Source organism: Caballeronia calidae, from assembly GCF_900044055.2.
GTDB classification, from domain to species: domain Bacteria; phylum Pseudomonadota; class Gammaproteobacteria; order Burkholderiales; family Burkholderiaceae; genus Caballeronia; species Caballeronia calidae.
Genome location: NZ_FCOX02000017.1, coordinates 1 through 25,005, shown reverse-complemented (window position 1 = coordinate 25,005; position 25,005 = coordinate 1). Strand labels below are relative to the sequence as shown.

Here is a 25,005-nt window from a genome sequence, read left to right as displayed (position 1 = left end):
CGCTGGAGCCTCAATGTCTGCCTCGAAGCAACCTGTGCAAGCGCCGGACGCAAAACACGCTATCCCGTCGTATCTCCACGCCGACGATCTCGGCCCTTGGGGAAACTATCTGCAGCAGGTCGATCGCGTCGCGCCGTATCTCGGTCCTCTGTCGCGCTGGCTCGAAACCCTCAAGCGCCCGAAGCGTATTCTCGTCGTCGACTGCCCGATCGAGCTGGATAACGGCACCGTCGCGCACTTCGAAGGCTATCGCGTGCAGCACAACACGTCGCGCGGTCCCGGCAAGGGCGGCGTGCGTTACCACCAGGATGTGACGCTCTCCGAAGTGATGGCGCTCTCCGCGTGGATGTCGGTGAAGAACGCAGCGGTGAACGTGCCGTACGGCGGCGCGAAGGGTGGCATCCGCGTCGATCCGCGCACGCTGTCGCGCGGCGAACTCGAGCGCGTGACGCGTCGCTATACCAGCGAGATCGGCATCATCATCGGGCCGAACACGGACATTCCCGCGCCGGACGTGAACACGAACGAGCAGATCATGGCGTGGATGATGGACACCTACTCCATGAACCAGGGGCAGACGGCGACGGGCGTGGTGACCGGCAAGCCGATCTCGCTCGGCGGCTCGCTCGGCCGCAAGGAAGCGACCGGCCGCGGCGTGTTCGTCGTCGCCACGGAAGCGGCGCGTCGCATCGGCATGGAGATCGAAGGCGCGCGCATCGCGGTGCAGGGCTTCGGCAACGTGGGCGGCATCGCGGCCAAGCTGTTCCAGGAAGCGGGCGCGCGCGTGATCGCCGTGCAGGATCACACGGGCACGATTCATAACTCGAAGGGCATCGATACCGCCGCGCTGCTCGATCACGTCGCGAAGAACGGCGGCGTGGGCGGCTTCGCGGGTGCGGACCCGGTGCAGCCGGAAGAGTTCTGGATGATCGAAAGCGACATCCTGATTCCGGCCGCGCTGGAAAACCAGATCACCGAGAAGAACGCGTCGAAGATTCGCACGAAGATCATCGTCGAAGGCGCGAACGGCCCGACCACGACCGCGGCGGACGACATCCTGAACGACAAGGGCATCCTCGTGATCCCGGACGTGATCGCGAACGCGGGCGGCGTGACCGTCTCGTACTTCGAATGGGTGCAGGACTTTTCGAGCTTCTTCTGGACCGAGGACGAGATCAACCAGCGCCTCGAACGCGTGATGCGCGAAGCGTTCGCCGGCGTGTGGCAGATCGCGAGCGAGCACAAGGTATCGGTGCGCACGGCGGCGTTCATCGTCGCGTGTACGCGGATTCTTCAGGCGCGTGAAATGCGCGGCCTGTATCCCTGATCCGATGCGGTTGCAGGTTAGTCTGAACGGGCATCGGGCGGGCGGCTCGCGGAAGGCGGGCCGTGTCTGCACCCCTTGAACGATGCGGGCGGCATTCCTCGGAATGCCGCCCGCATTTGCATTAAAACTACAAGTCGGCGGACTAGATGAATTCCGTCAAGCATCAGTGCTGAAACGCCAGTAATATGCGCGGTCGCACCAGGTTGCACCTCAGCGTGCATGGCCGTCTCGCAAATAAGACGGCGTGGGTTAACAATCATTCTTTCAGAATAATTACCCTGCTAAACTTGCCCCGTTTTTCGCCACAGGAGATCGAACAAATGAAGGTTAAAAAGGCTGCGCTGCTCGTCGCCGCGCTCGGGCTCATCGCAACGAGCGCTTACGCTCAGGACGCCGGCACGCTCAAGAAAATCAAGGACACGGGTGTGATCTCGCTGGGGCATCGCGAATCGTCCATTCCGTTTTCCTACTATGACGACAAGCAGAATGTCGTCGGCTACTCGCACGAGTTCGCGCTGAAGGTCGTCGAGGCCGTCAAGCAGAAGCTGGGCATGCAGGATCTGAAGGTGAAGCTCACGCCGATCACCTCGCAGAACCGCATTCCGCTCGTGCAGAACGGCACCGTGGATATCGAGTGCGGCTCGACCACGAACAACGCCGAGCGTCAGCAGCAGGTTTCCTTCTCGAACACGATCTTCGTGATCGGCACGCGCCTCATGACCAAGAAGGATTCGGGCGTGAAGGACTGGGCCGACCTGAAGGGCAAGACCGTCGTGACGACCGCCGGCACGACGTCCGAGCGCCTGCTTCGCAAGATGAATCAGGACAAGAACATGGGCATGAACATCATCAGCGCGAAGGACCACGGCGAGTCGTTCCTGACGCTGTCGACGGGCCGCGCCGTCGCGTTCATGATGGACGATGCGCTGCTCGCCGGCGAGCGCGCCAAGTCGAACAACCCGAACGATTTCGTGATCGTCGGCGCGCCGCAATCGCATGAAGCGTACGGCTGCATGATCCGCAAGAACGATCCGGAGTTCAAGAAGGTCGTCGACGATGCGATCGCCAAGGTCGAAACGTCGGGCGAAGCGAACAAGATCTACAAGAAGTGGTTCGAAAGCCCGATCCCGCCGAAGGGTCTCAACCTCAACTTCCCTGAAAGTGATGACATGAAGGCTCTCTACAAGAGCCCGAATGACAAGGCAATCGACTAACCGGTTCGGATAATCGAACAGACGAAACGGAAGGAGCTTGCTTCTTCCGTTTCTTTTTGGAGTGAGTCCATGTCTTATCACTGGAACTGGGGCATCTTGCTGAGTCCGGTTTCGACCGGCGAGCCCACCACCTATCTCGGCTGGCTGATCTCGGGCTTCTGGGTGACGATCACCGTGTCGCTCGCGGCCTGGGTGATCGCGCTCGTGGTCGGCTCGTTGTTCGGCATCTTGCGCACGGTCCCGAATCGCACGCTGGCGGGCATCGGCACCGTCTATGTCGCGATCTTCCGCAACATTCCGCTGATCGTGCAGTTCTTCGTCTGGTATCTCGTGATACCGGAGCTGCTGCCGCCTTCCATCGGCAACTGGTTCAAGCAACTGCCGCCCACGGCGCAGTTCTTCTCGTCGTCGATCATCTGTCTCGGGCTCTTCACCGGCGCGCGCGTGTGCGAGCAGGTGCGCTCGGGCATCAACGCGCTGCCGCGCGGACAGCGCAACGCGGGTCTCGCGATGGGCTTCACGCAATGGCAGACGTATCGTTACGTGCTGATGCCGGTCGCGTACCGCATCATCGTGCCGCCGCTCACGTCGGAGTTCCTCAACGTGTTCAAGAACTCGGCGGTCGCATCGACCATCGGTCTGCTGGATCTGTCCGCGCAGGCTCGCCAGCTCGTCGACTACACGGCGCAGACGTATGAATCGTTCATCGCGGTGACGCTCGCGTACATGCTCATCAACCTCGTCGTGATGTTGTTGATGCGCTGGCTCGAGGCGAAAACCCGGCTGCCTGGCTACATCGGAGGCAAGTGATGCATCAGTTCAACTGGAGTGACGTTCTTACGCAGTGGCCCACGCTGCTGGTCGGCGCCAAGATCACGCTGCAGATCACGCTGCTCGCCATCGTGGTCGGCATCGTCTGGGGCACCGTGCTCGCGCTGTTCCGCCTCTCGGGCGTGAAGCCGCTGCAATGGTTCGCGGGCGCGTACGTCACGCTGTTCCGCTCGATCCCGCTCGTGATGGTGCTGCTGTGGTTCTTCCTGATCGTGCCGCAAGTGCTGCAGAACGTGCTCGGGCTGTCGGCGGATATCGACATTCGTCTCGCCTCGGCGATGGTCGCGTTCTCGTTGTTCGAAGCCGCGTACTATTCGGAAATCATCCGCGCCGGCATTCAGGCAGTGCCGCGCGGCCAGGTGAACGCGGCCTTCGCGCTCGGCATGACCTACGGCCAGGCGATGAAGCTCGTCGTGCTTCCGCAGGCATTCCGCGCGATGGTGCCGCTCTTGCTCACGCAGGCCATCGTCCTGTTTCAGGATACGTCGCTCGTCTACGTCATCAGCCTCGCGGACTTCTTCCGCACGGCGACGAACATCGGCGACCGCGACGGCACGTCCGTCGAAATGGTCCTGTTCGCGGGCGCGTGCTATTTCGTGATCTGCGTGGTGGCGTCGGCCCTCGTCAAAAGTCTTCAGAAAAAGGTCGCAAGATGATCTCTATCAAGAATGTTTCCAAGTGGTACGGGCAGTTCCAGGTGTTGACGGACTGCACGACCGAAGTGAAGAAGGGTGAGGTCGTCGTGGTGTGCGGCCCGTCGGGCTCGGGCAAGTCGACGCTCATCAAGACCGTGAACGGCCTCGAGCCGTTCCAGAAGGGTGAGATCACCATCAACGGCCAGTCGCTCACCGACAAGAAGACCAATCTGTCGAAGCTGCGCTCGAAGGTGGGCATGGTGTTCCAGCACTTCGAGCTGTTCCCGCATCTGACGATCACGCAGAACCTGACGCTCGCGCAGATCAAGGTGCTCGGCCGCTCGAGCGACGAAGCGACGCAGAAGGGCATGAAGCTGCTGGACCGCGTCGGCCTGCGCGCACATGCGGACAAGTTTCCGGGCCAGCTTTCGGGCGGTCAGCAGCAGCGCGTGGCAATCGCCCGCGCGCTGTCGATGGACCCGATCGCGATGCTCTTCGACGAACCGACGTCCGCGCTCGATCCCGAGATGATCAACGAAGTGCTCGACGTGATGGTCGAACTCGCGCAGGAAGGCATGACCATGATGTGCGTGACGCACGAAATGGGCTTTGCCAAGAAGGTGGCGAACCGCGTGATCTTCATGGATCGCGGGCTCATCGTGGAGGACGATCAGAAGGAAGCGTTCTTTGCGAATCCGAAGTCGGATCGCGCGAAGGATTTTCTGGCGAAGATCCTGCACTGATCCTGGTCTGACAAGAAAAACGGCGCTTCCGAAAAGAAGCGCCGTTTTTTTATTCGATACCCAGTTCGCTTTCCACTGCGGCCGTCGTGCGAATCTCTTCCACTTTCAGCGCCGACCCGATGCCCGCCTTCGCGAGCGGCTCGGCCGCCTTCCTCGCAATTTCCTCCGGCACCGGAATATTCACCGTGCGCGCGAGATCGCCTTTCTGGAACATCGCGAGATCGCCGGGCGCGAAGCGCGTCCAGATTTCGTTGTCGGTGAGCGGCGACGTGGCGATGACGGCCACGCGGTCTTCCGGCGTCGTGTACTTGGCGAAATCGATCGACATGTCCGCGTCGATCAGATGCGCCGTCGAAAACGGCCAACTGCGCACCAGGTAGTACAAATGGGTCGAGCAGTGCGAGAAGAGCGCTTGCCCATTCGACATCAGGAAATTGAAGACGCCGTATTGCGTGATGTCGCGGGTGAGCACGGCGAGCGCGTCGAACATTTCGTCGAGCGGCGGCTGCGAGCATGGAAACGCGCGGCGCAGGCCCTGCAGCAGCGCACAGAATGCGAGTTCGCTGTCGGTCGTGCCGACCGGCTGATATACGCCGGTCATTTCGGGCGCGTGCCCCTTGAGATCGCCGTTGTGCGCGAAGATCCAGTGCCGGCCCCACAGCTCGCGCATGAACGGATGGCAGTTTTCGAGCAGGATATGCCCCTGCGTCGCCTTGCGGATATGCGCGATCGTGTTCTTCGACTTGATCGGATAGCGCTTCACCATGTCCGCGAGCGGCGAACTGGCGGACGACTGATGGTCGATGAAGAGCCGGCAGGCCTTGTCCTCGAAGAACGCGATGCCCCAGCCGTCGCCGTGATGATCGGTGACGCCGCCGCGCGCCGCGAAGCCGGTGAACGAGAACGTCACGTCGGTCGGTTCGGCGCAATTCATTCCGAGAAGTTGGCACATGATGCTGGAGCGGCGGCCTGTGGCCTCGTTGTTACAATACGTGCGACAAGCATATCACCGAGGTCGGGCCGAAAAAATCGCGCGACTGCTCGCCAGCGCGCACGTTGTGGAATTTCCACGGCGAATTCTTCCTGCCTCGCATGGGCTTGCGCCATTCCAACGTTCCCCGTCATCACGCCATGTCCGCTACCTCATCCTCGCCCAATTCGCTCACGATCGCGCGCCCCGACGACTGGCATCTGCACGTGCGCGACGGCGCGACGCTCGCCGCCGTCATGCCGCACACGGCGCGCCAGTTCGGCCGCGCAATCATCATGCCGAATCTGAAACCGCCGGTGACGACGACCGAGCTGGCCGGCGCATACCGCGAGCGCATTCTGGCCGCGCTGCCGAAAGAGGGCGCCGGTGCGCGCTTCGAGCCGCTGATGACGCTGTACCTCACCGACAACACGCCGCCCGACGAAATCCGCCGCGCGAAGGACAGCGGCTTCGTGCTTGGCGTGAAGCTGTATCCGGCTGGCGCGACGACCAATTCCGACGCGGGCGTGACCGATCTCGCGAAATGCGCGAAGACGCTCGAAGCGATGCAGGAAACGGGCATGCCGCTGCTGGTCCACGGCGAAGTCACCGACGGCGACATCGACGTGTTCGATCGCGAGAAGGTGTTCATCGACCGGGTGATGACGCCGCTGCGCCGCGATTTTCCCGCGCTGAAGGTCGTGTTCGAGCACATCACGACGAAGGACGCCGCGGATTACGTGCGCGAGGCGGATGGCCCCATCGGTGCGACGATCACCGCGCATCATCTGCTTTTCAACCGCAACATCATGCTGGTCGGCGGCATGCGGCCGCATTATTACTGCCTGCCGGTGCTGAAGCGCGAGACGCATCGCGTGGCGCTCGTCGAAGCGGCGACGTCGGGTAATCCGCGCTATTTCCTCGGCACGGACAGCGCGCCGCATCCGAAGGGTCTGAAGGAACACGCGTGCGGCTGCGCGGGCTGCTACACGGCGCTGCATGCGCTCGAGCTCTACGCCGAGAGCTTCGACAAGGCCGGCGCGCTCGACAAGCTCGAAGGTTTCGCGAGCTTTTACGGCGCGGACTTCTACGGCCTGCCGCGCAGCACGGAAAAGGTGACGCTGGAGCGCGCATCGTGGACGTTGCCCGCCGAATTCACCGCCGGCGACGCGACGATCGTGCCACTGCGCGGCGGCGAATCGATCGGCTGGCGTTTCTCCGACGCGCATTGACATCGCGGACGTGAGCGCGGGTTTCGCCGATATCGACTGGGCGCGGCCCTGGCTCGCGTCGATCGAGGCGCGCGGCAAGCGCTGGCAGGCGGCGGCGCTCGCCGGTTACGCGCATTATCTTGCGGTTCTGAACGCAGACGCGGACGCCGCCGCGCATGTCACGGGTCGCGGCGAACGGCTCGCGTTCATCGCGCAGGATGAACTGCCGGAGGGCGCGTCCTACGAAGGCCACATCGCGCTGACGGGCCGCGTGCCGACACGCCACAATCTCCACGATTTTTTCAACGGCTCGATGTGGTTCGCGTATCCGCGCATCAAGGCGGCGCTCAACGCGCGCCAGGCGCAGCAGATCGACGCGCTCGGCGTCGGTCCGACGCGCGGCGGCGTGCGCGACGCGCTCACGCTTTTCGACGAAAACGCGGTGCTCTTCGCCTGCGCCGATGCATCGCTCGCCGATGCGTTGCGCGGCTTCGACTGGCGCACGCTGTTCGTCGATGAGCGCGCGGCGTGGGGCACGCGCTGCGAGGCGCGCATCTTCGGGCACGCGCTGCTGGAGAAGCTCGTCGCACCGTACAAGGCATGCACGGGGCACGCGTGGATCGTCGATGTTCCCGCTGACTTTTTTTCCCTCGACGATGCCGCTCGCCGCGCGCTCGTCGACGAACGTGTCGCGCAGCGCCTGAACGCCGAACCGCTCGATAGCCGCGCGTTCGCGCCGCTGCCGGTGCTGGGCGTGCCGGAATGGTGGGAGGCGAACGCATCGCCCGATTTCTATGACGATGTTTCCGTGTTTCGCCCGGGCCGCCGAGCCCGCGGATGCTAAAATCCACAGTTGCAAAGCAGGCCAGGCAATCGCGGCCACGACGGTTTCGGCCGGAGAGGGCGAGGAAAGTCCGGACTCCACAGGGCAGGGTGATGGCTAACGGCCATCCGTGGCGACACGCGGAACAGGGCAACAGAAAGCAAACCGCCGATGGCTCCGGGCGCAAGTCCGGAGATCAGGTAAGGGTGAAACGGTGCGGTAAGAGCGCACCGCGGACGTCGCGAGACGCTCCGGCACGGTAACCTCCACTCGGAGCAATTCCAAATAGGCAGGCGCGCATCTTCGCGATGCAGGACGGGGCCCCCGTTTCGTCTGCGGGTAGGAAGCTTGAGCGCGTCAGCAATGGCGCGTCTAGAGGAATGATTGCCACGCGCGGTCGGCTTCGGCCGGGCGCGTGCACAAAATCCGGCTTATCGGCCTGCTTTGTCGTGATTCAAAAGAGAAGAGCCGGCGTCTAGCGACGTCGGCTCTTTTCGTTTCGGCGCGCGGCGTGAATTACGCTTCGACGATCTCGAAGGAATGCGTGAGCTCCGCCGACTTCGCCAGCATGATCGACGCCGAGCAATATTTGTCGTGCGACAGGTTGATCGCGCGCTCGACCGTCGCCGGGTTGAGGTTCTTGCCCGTCACCGTGAAATGAAAGTGGATTTTCGTGAAGACTTTCGGGTCTTCGCTCGCGCGATCGGCCTTGAGCGTCACTGAGCAGCCCTGCACTTCCTGGCGGCTCTTCTTCAGGATCATCACGACGTCGTAGGCGGTGCAGCCGCCCGTGCCGAGCAGCACCATTTCCATCGGGCGCGGTGCGAGATTGCGACCGCCGCCTTCCGGCGCGCCGTCCATGTTGACGAGATGGCCGCTTCCCGTTTCCGCGGCGAAGGCCATGCCGTCTTGTCCCATCCAGCTAACTTTGCATTCCATGCTCAGGCTCCAGCTGCTCATCGCGTCGTTTACAGAGGCTTCATTGTAACGGTTCGTGGAATTTCGATCGGTCGCTGCTTACGAGCTTCCACTGGTTGACGCCGCGAAAAACAGCGAGACGGCTCTGTTGTCGGACATGCGTGATCGATTCGAGTCCGCCCTCTAAAAGCGAGGGACACGGCGAGCTAGCCGAGGGCGAACCGCCAAGGGCATGAAAATAAAGAAGAAAATTCACGAAACGCGTTCGAGCGTTAATTTCAAATTATGAAATCGACTTTCACCATGCAAATCTTCTTGCCTTGCAGCATGACCGTGCCTATACTCGTTCCTGTCTCCTCCACCTCCTCCTTGGTGGATTAAGCCCGAGCCTCAGCTGCTCGGGCTTTTTTTTTGTCCGTGCGGCCTCCGAACCAAAGCTTTTGACGCAGCGGCCAAATTCCCTTTATAATTCAAAGTTCTCTTCGCTCTACGCCCGCGGAGAGAGGCTTGTGAGAGCCTGCACGCGCCGTGGATGACACGAGCGCACTCATATAAGCAGGGCCGAACAAGGCCACGTTCAAAGGGCAGACTCAATATTTGGATCGATCATGAAGACGTTTTCCGCAAAAGCCGAAGAGGTGACGCGCGAATGGTACGTGATTGACGCGACGGATAAGGTTCTCGGCCGTGTCGCCAGCGAAGTGGCACGCCGTCTTCGCGGCAAGCACAAGCCTGAATTCACCCCGCACGTCGACACCGGTGATTTCATCATCGTCGTCAATGCCGGCAAGCTGAAGGTCACCGGCAACAAGACCACGGACAAGAAGTACTATCGTCACTCGGGCTACCCGGGCGGCATCTACGAAACGACGTTCGGCAAGATGCAAGAGCGTTTCCCGGGCCGCGCGCTCGAGAAGGCTGTCAAGGGCATGCTTCCGAAGGGTCCGCTCGGCTACGCGATGATCAAGAAGCTGAAGGTCTACGCCGAAGCAACGCATCCGCACACGGCTCAACAGCCTAAAGCGCTCGAGATCTAAGGGGAGCCCACATGATCGGTAACTGGAACTACGGTACGGGCCGCCGCAAGAGCGCCGTCGCTCGTGTCTTCATCAAGTCGGGCAAGGGCGATATCGTCGTCAACGGCAAGCCCATCGCCGACTACTTCTCGCGCGAAACGTCGCTGATGATCGTGCGCCAGCCGCTGGAACTCACGAACCACGGCACCACGTTCGACATCAAGGTCAACGTGTCGGGCGGCGGTGAAACGGGTCAGGCAGGCGCGGTTCGCCACGGCATCACCCGCGCGCTGATGGACTACGACGCAACGCTCAAGTCGCAACTGTCGAACGCAGGCTTCGTCACCCGCGACGCGCGTGAAGTGGAACGTAAGAAGGTCGGTTTCCACAAGGCACGCCGCCGGAAGCAGTTCTCGAAGCGTTAAGCGCTTTGGCGTTTCGCCGGCCCGGGTCTCCCGGCTCACCGGCGAAGCTGCTGCGAAAGCCGCCCGCACTCCGTGTGCCGGCGGCTTTTTCTTTTTTTTGGCGCGTTCAGGCAGAAGCGTGTCGAATTTGCATATAGCCTCTTGATTTCATGGACATTCGGCACGATTTCGAGATCAGCCCTACAATATCGCCTAGAAGCTTAATTGGAGATTTCGAATGAGCGCTGTCAGCGACACCCCCACGACCGAAATGCCGATGCCGTTCGTCTTCACCGACGCGGCTGCGGAGAAGGTCAAGCAATTGATCGACGAAGAAGGCAATCCGGATCTGAAGCTGCGCGTGTTCGTGCAAGGCGGCGGATGCTCGGGTTTCCAGTACGGTTTCACGTTCGACGAGGAAGTCAACGAAGACGACACCGTGATGGACAAGGCGGGCGTGCAGTTGCTCGTCGACTCGATGAGCTATCAGTATCTCGTCGGCGCGGAGATCGACTATAAGGACGATATCAACGGCGCCCAGTTCGTCATCAAGAACCCGAACGCCACGACCACGTGCGGTTGCGGGTCGTCGTTCTCGGTTTAAGCGCGCGTTTCTCGCGTTGAAAGAAAACGGAGCCTTCGCGGCTCCGTGTTTTCGTTAACGCGGATAGATCGCGCCCAGTACGCGATCGCCCGCCGCGCCCGTCACGGCCGGCAGATTGCCCGGTTCACGCGCGACGCAGCGCATCGCGAGCCATGCGAAGGCCAGCGCCTCCACCTGCTGCGGCGGCACGCCGAGCGCTTCGGTCGTCATGACGGGCACGCCCGCGACGCCGCTGTCTTCGAGCGCCTGTTGCAGCATCGACATCAGCACCGGATTGCGCGCGCCGCCGCCGCACACGTAGACGGAGCGCACATCGGACGCGTGGCGCGCGATCTCGCGTGCGACGGTCATCGCGGTGAGCGCGGTGAGCGTCGCCTGGACATCGGCGGGGGCGAGGCTCGCGAACGTCGCGAGTTTCGCGTCCATCCACACGGGGTTGAACAGATCGCGGCCGGTGCTCTTCGGCGGCGCCGTCTCGAAGAAAGGCTCGTCGAGAAATGCATTGAGCAGCGGCTGATGCACCTGGCCTTGCGCCGCGAATTTCCCGCCATCATCGTAGGGTCTTTGCAGATGGCGCAACGCCCACTCGTCGATCAACGCGTTCGCCGGGCCGCAGTCGAAGCCGCGCACGTCGCCGTTCCCCGACAGAATCGTGATGTTGCTGATGCCGCCGAGATTGCACACGACGCGCGTCTCGTCTTTCGCGCCGAACACCGTCGCGTGAAAAGCCGGCACGAGCGGCGCGCCCTGACCGCTCGCGGCCACGTCGCGGCTGCGGAAATCGGCGACGACATCGATGCTGGTCATCTCCGCGAGCAGCGCGGGATTGTTGATCTGCCGCGTGTAACCCTTTTCAGGCCGATGCCGCACCGTTTGCCCGTGCACGCCGATCGCGCGCACCTTCGTCGCGGAATAGCCGCTCATGCTCTGCAACTCGTGACAGCAGACGGCATAGCGCGTCGCGAGCGCGTTGGCCGCGAGCGCCTCGCGCTCGAGCTCGTTGTCGCCGGGTGACTGCAGCGCGAAGAGCGCATCGCGCAAGCCCTTCGAAAAGGAAACGTGCGCCTCGCCGAGCACGACGGGCGCCTTGCCCGTCGCGAACTGCACCGCGACGCCGTCGACGCCGTCCATGCTGGTGCCGGACATCAAACCGAAGTACACGCCGTCTGCCTTGCCGGTTTCGATTGCTTCGGTTTTCTTTCCCACGCCGCTCTCCTCTTCAATGCCGTGTTGCCGCGTTTCCGCGTCGCTTGCCAAGCGGCGATTATCCGCGTTACGGGCCGAATCGTTAAGATGCGTCTGAAGCGTGTGCGTATCGCGCGGCGCATTCGGACGCTCGGAAAGCCGCGCAAAACAGCCCGAAACGACACGAAAAGGCGCGAGCTACCGCGTCATCGCGTAAAATCCTGAGCCTGAACAAGCAATTGCGCGCGATTTTCGTCATTTTCCGCGCGCGCCGCTTTCAACGAAGCGGCGTCCTTTCCGGCCCCGCCGCCGGACCGCAGCGACAGCGTCGAGGCACCATCGTGCCGCCGCGCCGCCAGCCATCGAACCCTTTTGACTTCACAAGCCGCAAGCATGACCACTGATTCCAACGCTTCTTCCGCGCCCGGCGCGCAGAGCTTCCCGATCACCGACGAGGTGAAGAGCGCGCTCGCCATCGCGAAGCGCGGCTGCGACGAACTGCTGATCGAAGACGAATTCGCGCAAAAGCTCGCGAGGAGCGCCGCGACAGGCAAGCCGTTGCGCATCAAGCTCGGCCTCGATCCGACCGCGCCCGACATTCATATCGGCCATACGGTCGTGCTGAACAAGATGCGCCAGTTGCAGGATCTCGGCCATCACGTCATTTTTCTGATCGGCGATTTCACGTCGCTGATCGGCGATCCGTCCGGCCGCAACGCGACGCGCCCGCCGCTCACGCGCGAACAGATCGAAATGAACGCGAAGACGTACTTCGAGCAGGCGTCGCTCGTGCTCGATCGCGAGAAAACGGAAATTCGCTACAACAGCGAATGGTCGATGCCGCTCGGCGCCGACGGCATGATCAAGCTCGCGTCGCGTTACACGGTCGCGCGCATTCTGGAACGCGAAGACTTCACGAAGCGCTTCCAAAGCGGCGTTCCAATCTCGATCCACGAATTCCTCTATCCGCTGATGCAGGGCTACGACTCCGTCGCGCTGAACTCGGATCTCGAACTCGGCGGCACTGATCAGAAATTCAACCTGCTCGTCGGCCGCGAATTGCAGAAGCAGTATGGCCAGGAGCAGCAGTGCATTCTGACGATGCCGCTGCTCGAAGGTCTCGACGGCATCGAGAAGATGTCGAAGTCGAAGAACAACTATGTCGGCATCAGCGAGAAGCCGACCGAGATGTTCGGCAAGCTGATGAGCATCTCCGACGTGCTCATGTGGCGTTACTTCGAACTGCTGTCGTTCCGCAGCATCGAGGAGATCGCGCGTTTCAGGAAGGAAACCGAAGGCGGGCGCAATCCGCGCGATTTCAAGGTGATGTTCGCGCAGGAAATCGTCGCGCGCTTCCATTCGTCGGCGGATGCCGAGCGCGCGCTCGACGACTTCAACCATCGCGCGAAGGGCGGCGTGCCGGACGATATTCCGTCGGTGACGCTCGCGGGCGCGCCGCTTGCGATCGGCCAGTTGCTGAAGCAGGCGGGCCTCGTGCCGTCGACGAGCGAAGCGCTGCGCAACATCGAGCAGGGCGGCGTGAAGATCGACGGCGCGACCGTCTCCGACAAGGCGTTGAAGGTCGAGGCGGGCGAGTTCGTCGTGCAGGTCGGCAAGCGGCGCTTTGCTCGCGTGACGCTCTCGGCATGATCGCTCTGATACAGCGTGTGAAACGCGCCGACGTGCGCGTGGGCGAGCGCGTGACCGGCGCGATCGACGCGGGCCTGCTCGCGCTGGTGTGCGCCGAGCGCGGCGACAACGAGGCCGCCGCCGACAAGCTCCTCGCGAAGATGCTCGCGTACCGCGTGTTCAGCGACGCCGCCGGCAAGATGAACCTGTCCGTCTCCAACATGGACGGCGCGGGCCAGGCGGGCGGCGTCCTGCTGGTGTCGCAATTCACGCTCGCCGCCGATACATCGAGCGGCCTGCGCCCGAGCTTCACGCCCGCCGCGCCGCCCGACGAAGGCAAGCGGCTCTTCGATTACTTCGTCGAGCGGGCGCGCGCGAATCATCCGATCGTCGCGACCGGCGAGTTCGGCGCGGAAATGCAGGTATCGCTCGTGAACGACGGGCCGGTAACGTTCTGGCTGCAAGTGCGGCCCTGATTTCGAAAAGCCTATGACGACCCAGATCCTCTTCATTCGACACGGCGAAACCGACTGGAATCGCATCAAGCGCATCCAGGGGCATGTCGACATCCCCTTGTCCGAGCACGGTTTCCTGCAGGCGGAACAACTCGGTCAGCGGCTCGCGAGAGAAGGGCGGATGGATGCCGTCTATTCGAGCGATCTGCAACGCGCGCAGCAAACGGCGCGTCCTTTCGCGGATGCGCTCGGTCTCGAATTGCGGTTGTCAGAGGGGCTGCGCGAGCGGTTCTACGGCGCGTTCCAGGGCCACGACAGCGATGAGATCAACGACAAGTTTCCCGCCGAATATGTCGAATGGCAGACGCGCGACCCGGGTTTCGCGCCGCCCGGCGACGGCGAATCGCAGCGCGTGTTCTATCACCGCGTCGTGCACGCGATGGAGCCGATCGTCGCGGCGCATCCGGGCGGGCGCGTCGCGGTCGTCGCGCATGGCGGGGTGCTCGATTGCATCTATCGGTTCGCGATGAAGCTCTCGTTGCAGGAGCCGCGCAACTGGCCGCTGCTCAATTGCAGCGTCAACGTGGTGGACTATGCGGACGGCGGCGCGACGGTCGTGTCGTGGGGCGATATCAGCCATCTTTCCACCGATACGGACGACGACAGTCTGCGCAAGCGGGCTTAGCAGTTATTGGTATCCCACAGATCGCGGATCGGCCCCGCATCCGGCGCCGCGAGGCCGAAGTGGCGATACGTGAGCATCGTCGCGACGCGACCGCGCGGCGTGCGCTGAAGGAAGCCTTGCTGGATCAGATACGGTTCGAGCACGTCTTCGATCGTATCGCGCTCTTCGCCGATGGCCGCCGCGAGATTGTCCACGCCGACCGGCCCGCCATCGAACTTGTGGAGGATCGCTTCGAGCAGCTTGCGGTCCATCAGGTCGAAGCCGACAGGATCGACATCGAGCATCTTGAGCGCCTTGTCGGCGACGTCGGCGGTGATCATGCCGTTCGCTTTCACTTCGGCGTAATCGCGCACGCGCCGCAGCAGGCGGTTGGCGATACGCGGCGTGCCGCGCGAGCGTTTCGCGATTTCCAGCGCGCCTTCCGGCACGATTTCCGCCTTCAGCAGCGACGCCGATCGCGACACGATGCGCGCCAGTTCGCTCGCGTTATAAAACTCCAGCCGTGACACGATTCCGAAGCGGTCGCGCAGCGGATTCGTCAGCATGCCCGCGCGAGTCGTCGCGCCGACGAGCGTGAACGGCTGAAGATCCAGCTTCACGCTGCGCGCGGCCGGCCCTTCGCCGATCATGATGTCGATCTGATAATCCTCGAGCGCCGGATACAGGATTTCCTCGACGACCGGTGACAGCCGGTGAATCTCGTCGATGAACAGCACGTCGTTCGCTTCGAGATTCGTGAGCAGCGCGGCGAGATCGCCCGCGCGCTCCAGCACCGGCCCCGACGTCTGTCGCAGATTCACGCCCATTTCCCGCGCGATGATATGCGCGAGCGTCGTCTTGCCGAGGCCCGGCGGCCCGAACAGCAGCACGTGATCGAGCGCTTCCGAACGGCGCTTGGCCGCTTCGATGAAGATTTCGAGCTGGCCGCGCGCCTTTTCCTGCCCGATGTATTCGTCGAGCTTGTGGGGGCGCAGCGCGCGCTCGAACGCTTCCTCGTTCGGCGAGACGGGCGAGGCCGAGATGACGCGTTCGGCGGCGAGTTTGTCGGTTTCGATCATGGGTCGATTGTACAGCGAGCTTTTTTGCGGCGAAGCTGGCCGAATGGCCTAAGCCACTACGCCTTCGACAGCGATTTCAGCGCCAGTTTGATGCCTTCCGACACACCGGTTCCCGCCGGCACGTTCTTGATCGCGGTGAGCGCTTCCTTTTCCGAATAGCCGAGCGCGAGCAGGGCATTGAGAATGTCGGATGCGTGATCGGACGCCGAAACAGCCGCCGCCGCCGAACCGAGATCCGCGCCCAGCTTGCCTTTCAGTTCGAGCAGCAAGCGCTCCGCCGTCTTCTTGCCGATGCCCGGCACGCGCGTGAGACGCGCCGCGTCCTGCGTCGTGACGGTTTGCGACAGCTCCTGCACGCTCATGCCCGACAGCACGGCCAACGCCATGCGCGCGCCGATCCCGCTGATCTTGAGCAGTGCGCGGAACGTCGAGCGCTCCTGCGCGGTGAGAAAGCCATACAGCAGATGCGCGTCCTCGCGCACGATCAACTGCGTGAGCAGCACGACCTTCTCGCCGGTATTCGGCAGGTTATAGAACGTGCTCATCGGCACGTCGATTTCGTAGCCGACGCCGTTGCAGTCGACGAGCAAATGCGGCGGATTTTTTTCCAGCAGAACGCCGGCGATGCGACCGATCATGTTTTGATATTCGTAGAAGAGATTTAGCCGATGAGCCTGCCGCGCCGCACGCGCAGGCCTTTCTTCGCGAGCCCCGGCGCGATGCCGCCCAAGGTCGCGAGACCCGTGCCGCCGTGCGCGTGGCAGATGGCCATGCCGAGCGCGTCGGCGGCGTCGGTGCTGGGCACGCCGGAGAGGCTCAACAGCCGCACGACCATCTGCTGCATCTGTTCCTTCGTCGCGCGTCCATAGCCGACGACCGCCTGCTTCAGTTGCAGCGCGGTGTATTCGGCCACCGGCACGCCGCTCGCGACGAGTCCGCAAATGGCCGCGCCGCGCGCCTGGCCGAGCAAGAGCGTCGACTGCGGATTGACGTTGACGAAGACCTTTTCGATCGCCGCCTGATCCGGATTGTGCTGCGCGATGAGTGTCGAGATGCCGCTGAAGATCGTGTTGAGACGCGAAGGCAAATCCGCCTCGGCCGTCTTGATGACGCCGCTCGTCACATAGTTGAGCGTGTGCCCCGTCTTGTCGATGATGCCGAAGCCCGTCACGCGCAGGCCGGGGTCGATGCCTAGGATTCTCATTCGTTCGCGTTACGCGTTCTCAAAAAGGCGTCGTCAAAATCAAAATGGCCTGTTTGCGCTGTCAAAAGCGCAAACAGGCCAATCTTAAATGAACCTGTGATGCTTAATGACGGAAATGGCGCGTGCCGGTGAAGATCATCGCGACACTGTGCTCGTCGGCGGCGGCGATCACTTCGTCGTCGCGCATCGAGCCGCCCGGCTGGATCACGCAGGTCGCGCCCGCGTTCACGACGACATCGAGGCCGTCACGGAACGGGAAGAACGCATCCGACGCGACCGCCGAGCCGTTCAGCGTCAGACCGGCGTTCTGCGCCTTGATGCCCGCGATGCGCGCCGAATCCACGCGGCTCATCTGGCCCGCGCCGACGCCGAGCGTCATGCCGCCGCTGCAGAACACGATCGCGTTCGACTTCACGTACTTGGCGACGCGCCAAGCGAACATCAGATCGTCCATTTCCTTCGGCGTCGGATGGCGCTTCGTCACGACGCGCAGTTCGTGCGGCTGCACGTTCTTCGCATCGAGCGATTGCACGAGCAGCCCGCCGCCCACGCGCTTCAGGTCGAACTTGTTGTGACCATCGCCGAGCGCGATCTGCAGCAGACGCACGTTCTGCTTCGCCGCGAACACCGCGCGCGCCGCCTCGCTGAACGAAGGCGCGATCAGCACTTCGACGAACTGCTTCGCGACAGCCTGCGCCGCGGCTTCGTCGACTTCACGATTGAACGCGATGATGCCGCCGAACGCGGAAGTCGGATCGGTCTGGAATGCCTTCGAGTACGCTTCGGCGGCGTTCGCGCCGAGCGCCACGCCGCACGGATTCGCGTGCTTGATGATGACGCAGGCCGGAGCATCGAACGTCTTCACGCATTCCCACGCGGCGTCCGAATCCGCGATGTTGTTGTACGACAGCTCCTTGCCCTGCAGCTGCTCGTAGTTCGCGAGCGCGCCGGCCGGCACGGACAGATCGCGGTAGAACGCCGCGCTCTGATGCGGATTCTCGCCGTAGCGCAGGTCCTGCACCTTGTCGAACGCGAGGTTGAACGTGGCCGGGTACGTGTTGCGATCCGAGTGCTGCAGCGCTTCGGTCAGGCTCGTCAGATAGTTCGTGATCGCGCCGTCGTACTGCGCGGTGTGCGCGAACACCTTGGTCGCGAGACGGAAGTTCGTCTTGTAGCCGACGGAATTATTGTTCGCGCGCATCTCGTCGAGCACGGCCGAGTAATCGGTCGGATCGACGATCACCGTCACGTCGCGATGATTCTTCGCCGCCGAGCGCAGCATCGTCGGACCGCCGATATCGATATTCTCGATCGCGTCTTCCAGCGAGCACTCTTCCTTCGACACCGTCTGCACGAACGGATACAGGTTCACGACCAGCAGATCGATGGTCGGAATGTCGTGCTTTTCCAGCGCGGCCATGTGCTCGGGCAGATCGCGGCGGGCGAGGATGCCGCCGTGAACCTTCGGATGCAGCGTCTTCACGCGCCCGTCGAGCATTTCCGGGAAGCCGGTGTAATCGGCGACCTCGGTCACGGGCAGGCCGGCGTCGGCGAGCAGTTTCGCCGTGCCGCCGGTCGAGAGGAGCTTGACGCCGAGTTCCGACAGCGATTTCGCGAAATCGACGATGCCGGATTTGTCGGAGACGGAGAGGAGCGCTTGCTTGATCATGATGAACACTGAAACCGAGAAGGGAAAACAGGCCGGACCAAGGCGCGCGCCCCAGTCCGATGAATCAAATCAATCCGTGCTGCTGAAGCTTCTTGCGCAACGTGTTGCGGTTGATGCCGAGATACTCGGCCGCGAGCGACTGGTTTCCGCCCGCCTGCTCGAGGACCACCTCGAGCATCGGTTTTTCCACGCACGAAATCACCATGTCGTACACGTCGTGCGGGTTGGAGCCGTCCAGGTCCTGAAAATAGTTGTCGAGGCTCTGGCGAACGCATTGTTCGATGTTATGTCTGCTCATGCGGCAATCAATCGGTCTGTCGTGTTGTCGAGCCCGCCGCACGATTCTTCGCCGTCGGCATCATCGGCGTCACCGGCTTCGTCCACATAGACGAGACGGTCCGACAACGCCTTTTGGGCGTCGAAGAATTCATTAACAGCGAGCAATTGTTCTTTGGTCGTGTCCAGCGTGTTCATCCGGTGCCGGAAGGTGTTGGCGCCGGAAAGGCCGCGAGTGTACCAGCCGATGTGCTTGCGCGCAGTCCGAACGCCCGTGAATTCCCCATAAAAGGCGTAGTGATCTTCGAGGTGCTCGTTCATCACCTGCTGGATCTCGTCGATGCGCGGCGGCGGCAGGCGCTCGCCCGTCTGCAGAAAATGTTCGATCTCGCGAAACAGCCACGGACGCCCCTGCGCCGCGCGGCCGATCATGATGGCGTCGGCGCCGGTTGCGGCGAGCACGTCGCGCGCTTTTTCCGGCGTGGTGATGTCGCCGTTCGCGACCACCGGAATCTTGACCGATGCCTTCACCGCCGCGATGGTTTCGTACTCCGCGTCGCCCTTGTAGAGATCGGCGCGCGTGCGGCCGTGCACGGTGAGCATCGCAATGCCCGCTTCCTGCGCGATCCTCGCGATGGTCAGCGCGTTCCTGTTCTCGCGATTCCATCCCGTGCGAATCTTGAGCGTGACGGGCACCGCATCCGGCCCCACGCCCACCGCCTGCACCACGGCTTCCACGATGCGCGCGACGAGCGGCTCGTTCTGCAGGAGCGCCGACCCGGCCGCCACGTTGCAGACCTTCTTCGCCGGGCAGCCCATGTTGATGTCGATGATTTGCGCGCCGTTCGCGACGTTATGGCGCGCGGCTTCGGCGAGCATCTGCGGATCGGCGCCGGCGATCTGCACGGAGATCGGCTCGACCTCGCCCGCGTGGTTGGCGCGGCGCATGGTCTTCTCGCTTTTCCACAACTGCGCGTTCGACGCGACCATTTCCGACACCGCGTAGCCCGCGCCCATGCGCTTGCAAAGCTGCCGGAACGGGCGGTCGGTGACGCCTGCCATCGGAGCGACGAACAGGTTATTGCGCAGGACGTGTGAACCGATGGTGGGCATGAAGGCTAAACGATCCGCGCTGGCGAATGCGGTCCGGAAAGATTCGGAACCGCGTCAGGCGGATGCAACGTTGCTGAAGGGGAAACGCGTATTTTAACGCGAAGCGCGTGCTGAAATTAAGAGCAATCGCGTGCAAGTCTTTAAATCTTCTATGAAAGCACGAGCGTTCATAGAGGATAAGTTCATCGGATCGGCGTAGGCGATTGCCTTTGTCCGTGCCCGATCAACGCCGTTGGCCGAACATCATCTGGCGGGCGAGCGCGGTTTTGAGCGGCGGCAGGAACTCGAGCGCGGTGAGGGCGAGGCCGCGCATCGCGGCGAGCGGCGGAAAATCGACCGTGAAAATGCGCGCGAGCGTGTCCGTGGCGCCGATCGTCAGGCGCCGGTCCAGCGCGCGGCGCTGCGCGAAATGAGCGAGGGCGAGCGGGCGCGCGCCATCGGTGGAAAGGGCGTCGGTGAGCGCGAGCGCGTCGCGCAGGCCGAGGTTCAGCCCCTGGCCCGCGACCGGATGAAGCGTCTGCGCGGCATTGCCGATGGCGACGGTGCGCCGGTCGACGAGCACGTCGAGCGCGGTCAGCCCAAGCGGGAACGCGGCGCGGCCCGCGATGCGCGTAAAGCGCCCCATGCGCGTGCCGAACGCGGCGCCGAGCTCGGCGAGAAAGGTGTCGTCGTCGAGCTGCATGCGGCGCGCGGCTTCGTCGGGCGAGCAGCACCAGACGAGCGAGTAGTCCGCGTGACGCTGGCCGCCGCAGGGCAGAAGCGCGATCGGACCTTCGCTCGTGAAGCGCTCCCACGCGACATTCGCGCGCGGATCGGACACGCTCACCGTGCCGACGATGGCCGTCTGACCGTAATCGCGCGCTCGCCGTTCGCCGGGCGCGGTCACGTCGCTCTTCTGATAGAGCCCACCCTCGGCATTCACGAGCACTTTCACGCGGATCGTGCGCTCGCTGCCCGCCGATTGCAGCGGCAGCGTGACGCTGTCGTGGTCCTGCAGCGGCGCGAGCGCGGCGGTGTCGGTGAGCCAGTCGACCTTGGTCGCGCGCACCGCATCCGCGAGCGCGCCGACGAGCGAGCCGTAGCGCACCACGTAGCCGAGCTCGGGCAGCTCGTGCTCGTCGTGCTCGATCAGGGTGCGGCCGAAGTGCCCGCGCTGCGAAACGTGAATCCGGCGAATGGCCGTGGCGTCGGCGGGAAAGCCGAGCGGCTGGAGCATCACGCGGCTGCCGTGCGATAGCGCGAGCGCGCGCGGATCGTTCGCGGCGGCGTCGGGCGTGCGCGCGTCGATCAGCGCGATGGACAGCCGCGAGGTCGCGCTGCGCCGCGCGAGCCAGCCCGCCAGCGCGAGCCCGACCGGCCCCGCGCCGACGATGGCGATGTCGTAGTCGAAATGCGGTTCGGTGACTTGAACGTCGCTCATGGTCAGTTTGCGTTTGATTCGCGCATCAGCGCTTCGATTTCGTCGGCGGCGACGGGCACTTCGCGCGTGATCAGCTCGCAGCCGTTCTCCGTGACGACTGCGTCGTCCTCGATGCGGATGCCGATGTTCCAGTATTGCTCGGGCACGTCTTCGGCGGGGCGCACGTAAAGCCCCGGTTCGACGGTGAGCGCCATGCCGGGCGCGAGCGTGCGCCACGGACGCGCGCCCTGCTCGTCGACCGGACCGTCCGCCTCGCGGTACTCGCCCGCGTCGTGCACATCCATGCCGATCCAGTGCCCCGTGCGATGCATGTAGAAACGCGCGTAGGCGCGTTGCGCGAGGACATCGTCGACGCTGCCGAATGTCGACTTGTCGAGAATGCCCGTATCGAGCAGGCCTTGCGACAACACGCTCAACGCGGCCTGATGCGGCGCGTCGAAGCTGACGCCGGGACGCGTCGCATCGACGGCGGCGGCCTGTGCCGCGAGCACGATGTCGTAGAGTTCGCGCTGCGCGGGCGTGAAGCGGCCGCTCGCGGGAAAGGTGCGCGTGATGTCGGACGCGTAGCCGTCGAGCTCGCACGCGGCGTCGATGAGGATCAGGTCGCCGTCGCGCGCGATCGCGTTGCCCGCCGGATAGTGCAGCACGCAGGCGTTTGCGCCCGCCGCGACGATCGATCCGTACGCCGGTGCCTGCGCGCCGTGGCGCCGGAACGTATACAGCAGTTCGGCTTCGATTTCGTATTCGCGCATGCCGGGGCGGCACGCACGCATGGCGCGGCGGTGCGCTTCGGCGGAGATCGAGGCGGCGCGGCGCATGATCGCGATTTCATGCGTGTCCTTGATGAGGCGCATCTCGTCGAGAAGCGGCAGCAGGTGCGCAGCCTTCGCGGGTGCGCGCACGCCGCTGCGGCTCTGGGCGCGCACGGCAGCGAGCCAGCCGCGCACTTGCGCGTCAAGTTCCGCCGATGTCCCGAGCGCGTAGTGCAGCGCGGGTTTGTCGGCGATGAGACGCGGCATTTCCTGATCGAGCGCGCCGATGGGCAAAGCGGCATCGAAACCGAAGGCGTCGCGCGCGGCCTCGGGGCCGAAGCGGAAGCCTTCCCACGTTTCGCGCTCGGCGTTCTTTTCGCGGCAGAAGAGTATGGACGCGGGCTCGCCGTCTTTCGCGCTCGCGTTCAGCACGAGCGTGGCCTCGGGTTCGTTGAAGCCCGTCAGATAGTAGAAGTAGCTGTCGTGACGGAAAGGGTAGTCCGTATCGCGATTGCGCATGACTTCCCGCGCGGTCGGCACGATGGCGACGCCGCCGCCTTGCGCACGCAGCGCGGCGAGCACGCGCTCGCGACGTGCGCGGTAAATATCGACGGCGATGGGACTGGCGAGTTCGGTCGGTGAGTTCATGCGCCGATTGTAGCGCCGGCCCGGCGATGCCGGGACTCGGCCGATCGGCATAGGCCGTTCGGTCTAATGGCGCGCGGCACTCGCGCGCCGGATACTCATTCGCCGGCGGGACGATTGCGCACGCTGCCCGCGATCAGATCGAAGCGGAACAGGCGGCATTCGAGCGCGCCGTTGAAAAGCGGCGTTTTCGTCGATTCACGCAGCCGCATCAGGCCTGGCAGCTTGCGGTCGGACGTGAGCACGTAGGCGCGCCAGCCGGGAAAGCGCTGCTTGAGCGCGTTGCCGAAGGAGACGAAGAATTCCGTGTCGGCGGGGTCGGGCTGTGCACGTGCGAATGCGTCGTCCTCTTCGCGGCGGGAGCGCGCGGTCTCGCGGATCTCGCCTCGCGGGCCGCGGCCGCGCACTTCGATACGCTCGCCGTACGGCGGATTCGCGATGAGAATGCCTGGCGTATCGGTCGGCGGCACCATGTTGCGGGCGTCGATCTGCTTGAGCGACAAATCGGTGATGCCCGCACGGCTCAGATTCGCGCGCGCCTTTTCGAGCATGTCGCCGGAGATGTCGCTGCCGAAGATGCGCAGCTCGGCCTGCGACGCACGCGCGGCGCGCCGTTGTTCGAGCGCGGCTGTCTTGAGCTTTTGCCACATGCCCGGATGGAACGGCTTGAGCTTTTCGAAGCCGAAGCGCCGATCGCTGCCCGGCGCGATGTTGAGCGCCGTCTGCGCTGCCTCGGCGAGGAAGGTGCCGCTGCCGCACATCGGGTCGAAGAGCGGCGTGCCGGGCGTCCAGCCGGTGAGGCGCAGGATGCCCGCTGCGAGATTCTCGCGCAGCGGCGCGGCGCCTTTGTCGAGACGCCAGCCGCGCTTGAAGAGCGGTTCGCCGGAGGTGTCGAGATAGAGCGTGCATTCGTTCACCGTGAGGAACGCGAACACGCGCACATCGGGCTGCGCGGTGTCGATGCTCGGGCGCGCCCCGGCGACGTCGCGCAGACGATCGCAGACGGCGTCCTTCACGCGCAGCGTCGTGAATTCGAGGCTCTTCACCGGCGATTTGATCGCGGTCAGGTCGACGCGCATTGTCTGGCTGGGCGTGAACCATTGCTCCCAGCGCTGGCGATGCGTGAGTTCGTAGATGTCGTGCTCGTTGCGATACGGGCCTTGCGCGACCTTCAGAAGCACGCGGCTCGCGATGCGCGAATGCAGGTTCGCCGCCATGCCCGCGACCCAGCCGCCCCGGAAATGCACGCCGCCGGGCACCTGGGCGCCGACGATCAGTGATCCGCCGCCCGACAGCGGGGCGCTCGCCACATGCCGCTCTCCGATCTCCGTGAGCTCGGCGGCGAGCGGCGCTTCGAGACCGCGCGGGCAGGGGACAAACCAGTCGAAGAGGGGGGAGGACATGAGGTGGTTTTGCTGATGTTCAAAGGCGGTATTGTACGCGGGGAGGTACGACCGGCCGGTGGCGCCGCTTCATCGCCGGAAAAAGAAAGCGCCAGCCCCGTCGCAAGACGGGAGCTGGCGCCAGCGGTTCAGCAGTTTCGAACCGGAGTGGTGGTTACTCCACCGCCTTCATCATCTCCTCGACCACCTTCTTCGCATCCCCGAACACCATCATCGTCTTGTCCATATAGAACAGTTCGTTGTCGAGGCCGGCGTAACCCGCCGCCATCGACCGCTTGTTCACGATGATCGTCCGCGCCTTATACGCTTCGAGAATCGGCATGCCCGCGATCGGCGATTTCGGATCGGTCTTCGCGGCCGGGTTCACCACGTCGTTCGCCCCGAGCACGAGCACCACGTCCGTCTGGCCGAACTCGCTGTTGATGTCCTCCATTTCCTGCACCATCTCATAGGGGACTTCGGCTTCCGCCAGCAGGACGTTCATGTGGCCCGGCATCCGCCCCGCGACCGGGTGAATCGCATAACGCACATCGATGCCTTTCTCCACGAGCTTGTCCGTCAGCTCCTTCAGCGCATGCTGCGCGCGCGCGACCGCAAGACCATAACCCGGCACAATCACCACGCTCTCCGCATTGCCGAGCATGAACGCGGCGTCATCGGCGGAGCCGGATTTGACCGGACGCTGCTCAGTCGAGCCGCCCGCAACCGCACCGCCAGCCTCGCCGCCGAAGCCGCCGAGAATCACGTTGAAGAACGACCGGTTCATCGCCTTGCACATGATGTACGACAGAATCGCACCCGACGAACCCACCAGC

At 63.7% G+C, this 25,005-nt stretch carries 27 protein-coding genes and 1 other RNA gene; 14 read left to right on the top strand and 14 right to left on the bottom strand.

Features of this window, described 5'->3' with window-relative positions; genetic code table 11:
• Positions 1-13 precede the first annotated feature (13 nt).
• The 5 genes from AWB78_RS17250 to AWB78_RS17230 all read left to right on the top strand — a co-directional run bounded on the left by AWB78_RS17250 (position 14) and on the right by AWB78_RS17230 (position 4,750).
• Complete coding sequence (locus AWB78_RS17250) at positions 14-1,327, top strand: Glu/Leu/Phe/Val family dehydrogenase (RefSeq protein WP_062606309.1); 1,314 nt, start codon at positions 14-16, stop codon at positions 1,325-1,327.
• 320 nt (positions 1,328-1,647) lie between these two features.
• Positions 1,648-2,541 (top strand): glutamate/aspartate ABC transporter substrate-binding protein, encoded by an 894-nt coding sequence (locus AWB78_RS17245; RefSeq protein ID WP_062606307.1) that lies wholly within the window; start codon positions 1,648-1,650, stop codon positions 2,539-2,541.
• A 69-nt stretch (positions 2,542-2,610) separates the two neighbouring features.
• The gene (locus AWB78_RS17240; protein WP_062606304.1) at positions 2,611-3,351 is read left to right on the top strand and encodes an amino acid ABC transporter permease; all 741 of its coding nucleotides are present in this window, start codon (positions 2,611-2,613) and stop codon (positions 3,349-3,351) included.
• Complete coding sequence (gltK, locus tag AWB78_RS17235; RefSeq protein ID WP_062606302.1) at positions 3,351-4,028, top strand: glutamate/aspartate ABC transporter permease GltK; 678 nt, start codon at positions 3,351-3,353, stop codon at positions 4,026-4,028. The genes AWB78_RS17240 and gltK overlap by 1 nt, the downstream gene beginning before the upstream one ends.
• Positions 4,025-4,750: an amino acid ABC transporter ATP-binding protein gene (locus AWB78_RS17230; protein WP_033536539.1), complete on the top strand. Its 726-nt coding sequence runs from the start codon at positions 4,025-4,027 to the stop codon at positions 4,748-4,750. Before gltK ends, AWB78_RS17230 begins: the two co-directional genes overlap by 4 nt.
• A gap of 49 nt (positions 4,751-4,799) precedes the next feature.
• Here the strand turns inward: AWB78_RS17230 and AWB78_RS17225 are convergent, their stop codons facing one another.
• A complete protein-coding gene (locus AWB78_RS17225; RefSeq protein WP_074173468.1) occupies positions 4,800-5,702 on the bottom strand; it encodes a class II glutamine amidotransferase in 903 nt (300 codons plus the stop codon).
• Between the two features lie 179 nt (positions 5,703-5,881).
• On the opposite strand from AWB78_RS17225, the gene pyrC reads away from it, so the two are divergent.
• From pyrC to rnpB, 3 genes are all read left to right on the top strand, one after another.
• Positions 5,882-6,952 (top strand): dihydroorotase, encoded by a 1,071-nt coding sequence (gene pyrC, locus AWB78_RS17220; RefSeq protein WP_062606562.1) that lies wholly within the window; start codon positions 5,882-5,884, stop codon positions 6,950-6,952.
• A 10-nt stretch (positions 6,953-6,962) separates the two neighbouring features.
• Positions 6,963-7,775, top strand: coding sequence for a DUF3025 domain-containing protein (locus AWB78_RS17215; protein ID WP_062606300.1), 813 nt, complete (start codon positions 6,963-6,965; stop codon positions 7,773-7,775).
• Between the two features lie 13 nt (positions 7,776-7,788).
• An RNA gene (gene rnpB / locus AWB78_RS17210) (RNase P RNA component class A) lies at positions 7,789-8,204 on the top strand.
• A gap of 66 nt (positions 8,205-8,270) precedes the next feature.
• Here rnpB and AWB78_RS17205 read toward each other — a convergent pair.
• Positions 8,271-8,693, bottom strand: coding sequence for an OsmC family protein (locus AWB78_RS17205; protein ID WP_062606560.1), 423 nt, complete (start codon positions 8,691-8,693; stop codon positions 8,271-8,273).
• Between the two features lie 587 nt (positions 8,694-9,280).
• Between AWB78_RS17205 and rplM the strand changes: the two genes are divergently transcribed.
• The 3 genes from rplM to erpA all read left to right on the top strand — a co-directional run bounded on the left by rplM (position 9,281) and on the right by erpA (position 10,696).
• The gene (rplM, locus tag AWB78_RS17200) at positions 9,281-9,709 is read left to right on the top strand and encodes a 50S ribosomal protein L13 (RefSeq protein WP_008351572.1); all 429 of its coding nucleotides are present in this window, start codon (positions 9,281-9,283) and stop codon (positions 9,707-9,709) included.
• A gap of 11 nt (positions 9,710-9,720) precedes the next feature.
• On the top strand, positions 9,721-10,113 hold the full coding sequence (gene rpsI / locus AWB78_RS17195; RefSeq protein ID WP_061117817.1) for a 30S ribosomal protein S9: 393 nt from the start codon (positions 9,721-9,723) through the stop codon (positions 10,111-10,113).
• Between the two features lie 217 nt (positions 10,114-10,330).
• The gene (gene erpA / locus AWB78_RS17190; RefSeq protein ID WP_062606298.1) at positions 10,331-10,696 is read left to right on the top strand and encodes an iron-sulfur cluster insertion protein ErpA; all 366 of its coding nucleotides are present in this window, start codon (positions 10,331-10,333) and stop codon (positions 10,694-10,696) included.
• A 54-nt stretch (positions 10,697-10,750) separates the two neighbouring features.
• On the opposite strand, the gene AWB78_RS17185 is transcribed toward erpA, so the two are convergent.
• Both AWB78_RS17185 and AWB78_RS46550 read right to left on the bottom strand, forming a co-directional pair.
• Positions 10,751-11,881 carry an anhydro-N-acetylmuramic acid kinase gene (locus tag AWB78_RS17185; protein ID WP_096031803.1) on the bottom strand — a complete coding sequence of 377 codons (1,131 nt, stop codon included), beginning with the start codon at positions 11,879-11,881 and terminating at the stop codon, positions 10,751-10,753.
• Between the two features lie 206 nt (positions 11,882-12,087).
• Positions 12,088-12,291 carry a hypothetical protein gene (locus AWB78_RS46550; protein ID WP_157697539.1) on the bottom strand — a complete coding sequence of 68 codons (204 nt, stop codon included), beginning with the start codon at positions 12,289-12,291 and terminating at the stop codon, positions 12,088-12,090.
• Between AWB78_RS46550 and tyrS the strand changes: the two genes are divergently transcribed.
• From tyrS to AWB78_RS17170, 3 genes are read left to right on the top strand one after another with little or no spacing between them, the layout of a single operon-like run.
• Positions 12,275-13,531: a tyrosine--tRNA ligase gene (gene tyrS / locus AWB78_RS17180; protein ID WP_062606296.1), complete on the top strand. Its 1,257-nt coding sequence runs from the start codon at positions 12,275-12,277 to the stop codon at positions 13,529-13,531. The two genes, AWB78_RS46550 and tyrS, sit on opposite strands and share 17 nt — an antisense overlap.
• Positions 13,528-13,986 carry a D-aminoacyl-tRNA deacylase gene (dtd, locus tag AWB78_RS17175; protein WP_062606289.1) on the top strand — a complete coding sequence of 153 codons (459 nt, stop codon included), beginning with the start codon at positions 13,528-13,530 and terminating at the stop codon, positions 13,984-13,986. Before tyrS ends, dtd begins: the two co-directional genes overlap by 4 nt.
• Positions 13,987-13,999: 13 nt before the next feature.
• Positions 14,000-14,650, top strand: coding sequence for a histidine phosphatase family protein (locus AWB78_RS17170; RefSeq protein WP_062606287.1), 651 nt, complete (start codon positions 14,000-14,002; stop codon positions 14,648-14,650).
• Here the strand turns inward: AWB78_RS17170 and ruvB are convergent.
• The 10 genes from ruvB to AWB78_RS17120 all read right to left on the bottom strand — a co-directional run.
• On the bottom strand, positions 14,647-15,708 hold the full coding sequence (ruvB, locus tag AWB78_RS17165) for a Holliday junction branch migration DNA helicase RuvB (protein WP_062606285.1): 1,062 nt from the start codon (positions 15,706-15,708) through the stop codon (positions 14,647-14,649). The two genes, AWB78_RS17170 and ruvB, sit on opposite strands and share 4 nt — an antisense overlap.
• Before the next feature lie 56 nt (positions 15,709-15,764).
• Entirely contained in the window at positions 15,765-16,346 is a 582-nt protein-coding gene (ruvA, locus tag AWB78_RS17160; RefSeq protein WP_062606283.1) for a Holliday junction branch migration protein RuvA, read from the bottom strand.
• Between the two features lie 23 nt (positions 16,347-16,369).
• Positions 16,370-16,912, bottom strand: coding sequence for a crossover junction endodeoxyribonuclease RuvC (gene ruvC / locus AWB78_RS17155; RefSeq protein WP_062606281.1), 543 nt, complete (start codon positions 16,910-16,912; stop codon positions 16,370-16,372).
• 103 nt (positions 16,913-17,015) lie between these two features.
• On the bottom strand, positions 17,016-18,581 hold the full coding sequence (gene purH / locus AWB78_RS17150; RefSeq protein ID WP_062606556.1) for a bifunctional phosphoribosylaminoimidazolecarboxamide formyltransferase/IMP cyclohydrolase: 1,566 nt from the start codon (positions 18,579-18,581) through the stop codon (positions 17,016-17,018).
• A 64-nt stretch (positions 18,582-18,645) separates the two neighbouring features.
• Entirely contained in the window at positions 18,646-18,879 is a 234-nt protein-coding gene (locus AWB78_RS17145; protein ID WP_008351548.1) for a Fis family transcriptional regulator, read from the bottom strand.
• Complete coding sequence (gene dusB, locus AWB78_RS17140; RefSeq protein ID WP_062606280.1) at positions 18,876-19,970, bottom strand: tRNA dihydrouridine synthase DusB; 1,095 nt, start codon at positions 19,968-19,970, stop codon at positions 18,876-18,878. Before dusB ends, AWB78_RS17145 begins: the two co-directional genes overlap by 4 nt.
• Before the next feature lie 223 nt (positions 19,971-20,193).
• Positions 20,194-21,390 (bottom strand): UbiH/UbiF/VisC/COQ6 family ubiquinone biosynthesis hydroxylase, encoded by a 1,197-nt coding sequence (locus AWB78_RS17135; RefSeq protein ID WP_062606278.1) that lies wholly within the window; start codon positions 21,388-21,390, stop codon positions 20,194-20,196.
• Between the two features lie 2 nt (positions 21,391-21,392).
• Positions 21,393-22,790 carry an aminopeptidase P N-terminal domain-containing protein gene (locus AWB78_RS17130; RefSeq protein WP_062606553.1) on the bottom strand — a complete coding sequence of 466 codons (1,398 nt, stop codon included), beginning with the start codon at positions 22,788-22,790 and terminating at the stop codon, positions 21,393-21,395.
• A gap of 95 nt (positions 22,791-22,885) precedes the next feature.
• Positions 22,886-24,190 carry a THUMP domain-containing class I SAM-dependent RNA methyltransferase gene (locus tag AWB78_RS17125; RefSeq protein ID WP_062606276.1) on the bottom strand — a complete coding sequence of 435 codons (1,305 nt, stop codon included), beginning with the start codon at positions 24,188-24,190 and terminating at the stop codon, positions 22,886-22,888.
• Positions 24,191-24,344: 154 nt separating this feature from the next.
• A partial coding sequence (locus AWB78_RS17120; RefSeq protein WP_198399289.1) for an NAD(P)(+) transhydrogenase (Re/Si-specific) subunit beta occupies positions 24,345-25,005 on the bottom strand: 661 nt, incomplete at its 5' end.

Excerpts from the sequence above, each read along its gene's own strand:
- AWB78_RS17250 (WP_062606309.1), top strand. The coding sequence starts at position 14 with ATGTCTGCCTCGAAGCAACCTGTGCAAGCGCCGGACGCAAAACACGCT.
- AWB78_RS17245 (WP_062606307.1), top strand. The coding sequence starts at position 1,648 with ATGAAGGTTAAAAAGGCTGCGCTGCTCGTCGCCGCGCTCGGGCTCATC.
- AWB78_RS17240 (WP_062606304.1), top strand. The coding sequence starts at position 2,611 with ATGTCTTATCACTGGAACTGGGGCATCTTGCTGAGTCCGGTTTCGACC.
- gltK (WP_062606302.1), top strand. The coding sequence starts at position 3,351 with ATGCATCAGTTCAACTGGAGTGACGTTCTTACGCAGTGGCCCACGCTG.
- AWB78_RS17230 (WP_033536539.1), top strand. The coding sequence starts at position 4,025 with ATGATCTCTATCAAGAATGTTTCCAAGTGGTACGGGCAGTTCCAGGTG.
- AWB78_RS17225 (WP_074173468.1), bottom strand. The coding sequence starts at position 5,702 with ATGTGCCAACTTCTCGGAATGAATTGCGCCGAACCGACCGACGTGACG.
- pyrC (WP_062606562.1), top strand. The coding sequence starts at position 5,882 with ATGTCCGCTACCTCATCCTCGCCCAATTCGCTCACGATCGCGCGCCCC.
- AWB78_RS17205 (WP_062606560.1), bottom strand. The coding sequence starts at position 8,693 with ATGGAATGCAAAGTTAGCTGGATGGGACAAGACGGCATGGCCTTCGCC.
- rplM (WP_008351572.1), top strand. The coding sequence starts at position 9,281 with ATGAAGACGTTTTCCGCAAAAGCCGAAGAGGTGACGCGCGAATGGTAC.
- rpsI (WP_061117817.1), top strand. The coding sequence starts at position 9,721 with ATGATCGGTAACTGGAACTACGGTACGGGCCGCCGCAAGAGCGCCGTC.
- erpA (WP_062606298.1), top strand. The coding sequence starts at position 10,331 with ATGAGCGCTGTCAGCGACACCCCCACGACCGAAATGCCGATGCCGTTC.
- tyrS (WP_062606296.1), top strand. The coding sequence starts at position 12,275 with ATGACCACTGATTCCAACGCTTCTTCCGCGCCCGGCGCGCAGAGCTTC.
- dtd (WP_062606289.1), top strand. The coding sequence starts at position 13,528 with ATGATCGCTCTGATACAGCGTGTGAAACGCGCCGACGTGCGCGTGGGC.
- AWB78_RS17170 (WP_062606287.1), top strand. The coding sequence starts at position 14,000 with ATGACGACCCAGATCCTCTTCATTCGACACGGCGAAACCGACTGGAAT.
- ruvB (WP_062606285.1), bottom strand. The coding sequence starts at position 15,708 with ATGATCGAAACCGACAAACTCGCCGCCGAACGCGTCATCTCGGCCTCG.
- ruvA (WP_062606283.1), bottom strand. The coding sequence starts at position 16,346 with ATGATCGGTCGCATCGCCGGCGTTCTGCTGGAAAAAAATCCGCCGCAT.
- ruvC (WP_062606281.1), bottom strand. The coding sequence starts at position 16,912 with ATGAGAATCCTAGGCATCGACCCCGGCCTGCGCGTGACGGGCTTCGGC.
- purH (WP_062606556.1), bottom strand. The coding sequence starts at position 18,581 with ATGATCAAGCAAGCGCTCCTCTCCGTCTCCGACAAATCCGGCATCGTC.
- AWB78_RS17145 (WP_008351548.1), bottom strand. The coding sequence starts at position 18,879 with ATGAGCAGACATAACATCGAACAATGCGTTCGCCAGAGCCTCGACAAC.
- dusB (WP_062606280.1), bottom strand. The coding sequence starts at position 19,970 with ATGCCCACCATCGGTTCACACGTCCTGCGCAATAACCTGTTCGTCGCT.
- AWB78_RS17135 (WP_062606278.1), bottom strand. The coding sequence starts at position 21,390 with ATGAGCGACGTTCAAGTCACCGAACCGCATTTCGACTACGACATCGCC.
- AWB78_RS17130 (WP_062606553.1), bottom strand. The coding sequence starts at position 22,790 with ATGAACTCACCGACCGAACTCGCCAGTCCCATCGCCGTCGATATTTAC.
- AWB78_RS17125 (WP_062606276.1), bottom strand. The coding sequence starts at position 24,190 with ATGTCCTCCCCCCTCTTCGACTGGTTTGTCCCCTGCCCGCGCGGTCTC.